The sequence below is a fragment of the Vibrio sp. 1401 genome, from assembly GCF_033340295.1.
In genome coordinates, this window is sequence record NZ_JAWOWF010000114.1 from 1 (window position 1) to 1,363 (window position 1,363).

At 45.3% G+C, this 1,363-nt stretch carries 2 protein-coding genes; both read left to right on the forward strand.

The features are described from left to right. Positions 1–675 precede the first annotated feature (675 nt). Positions 676–1,125 (forward strand): MbeB family mobilization protein, encoded by a 450-nt coding sequence (locus R7Z77_RS28955; RefSeq protein WP_353616425.1) that lies wholly within the window; start codon positions 676–678, stop codon positions 1,123–1,125. Continuing rightward, positions 1,126–1,359, forward strand: a complete 234-nt coding sequence (locus R7Z77_RS28960; protein ID WP_169567099.1) for an MbeD/MobD family mobilization/exclusion protein — start codon at positions 1,126–1,128, stop codon at positions 1,357–1,359. It begins immediately after the preceding gene. The last annotated feature ends 4 nt before the right edge of the window (positions 1,360–1,363 follow it).

The following is a 1,363-nucleotide window of genomic DNA, read 5'->3' on the forward strand; positions in this document are numbered from 1 at the left end:
TTGGGAGTGGCCCTGTTGATTATCTCTTAGGGAAAGATAGAAATCGGGAGAGGGCGACACTCAATCAAGGCGATCCTGATTTAGTTCAATCACTCATTGATTCGAGTCCTTACGCCAAAAAGTACACATCGGGCTTTCTCTGTTTTGCTGAAACGGACTTATCACAAGAGATTAAAGATCGCCTCATGGCTGATTTTGAAAAGGCTTTGTTACCAGGCTTAGACAAAGACCAATACTCCATTCTTTGGGTAGAGCATCTTGATAAAGGGCGGTTAGAGCTGAACTTTGTTATTCCAAATATTGAGCTTCATTCTGGCAAGCGACTTCAACCTTACTACCACTTTGCAGACAATCCTCGTATCGATGCGTGGCGCACCATTCAGAATCTTGAACTAGGGCTTCATGACCCAGATGACCCTACTAATCAGCAAGGCTTGGTGAGTGCTAAAGACACTCCATCCGATGCAAAAGAGATTCAGCAACTTCTTACCGATGGCCTACTTAATCTTGCTCAATCAGGCGCAATCCGTAGTCGAAAAGGGGTAATTGGTGCGCTTGAAAGCAAAGGATTTGAGATCGCCAGAGTGACCGCTAAGAGCATCAGTATTAAGAACCCCGAAAGTGGGAAACGAAACATAAGATTAAAAGGTTTGTTGTATGAGCAAGATTTTGAATATGGCGAGGGACTTCAATTCGCAATCGAAGAAGCAAGCCAACGCTATCGAGCAAACGCTAAAGAAAGACTTCGAGAGGCACGAACAACGTATTCAAGATGCGTTGAAATCAAGCGAGCAGAAAATCATAAACGACATCCAAGAGCAGCAATCACGTTTGAATCTCTTGGTGATGAAAACATGGATTTGGTTGCCAGTGACCCTGTTATTTTTGGTGATCGTCAGTTACGGGATCGCTTGGTATCAAGGGCAGACGATATTAGACAATCAGAAAAAGATAGCCCGCCAAAAAGCGATCCTAGAGCAGTTCCAGAACAAGACTTGGGGGCTTTCTCTGTACGAGAGCCAGAAAGGGGAACGTTTTATTGTGATACCAGAGGGTTACTCGATTCTGGAGGGGTGGACAATGAACGATGGCAAGAACGAGCTGATCAAGTTGGAGAGGAAATAAATGACCGAGCTAGAGAAACAACTTTTGCACGCCTTCGAGGTTTTAGAGAGGCAGCACAAGGAGCAGCACAGCGAGTTCGTGAAGCTCTACAAGGATTTAGAGAAAAGATTCGAGCAGAGCAGCGAGGAGAACCAACGCTTACAGAGCAGTGTGAGCAGCTTGACCATGCAAGTAAACAACTTGACGCAGCAGCTCCAGTCGTTGGAAAAGCAATACAGCAAGAGCAGTCGTTAGCACG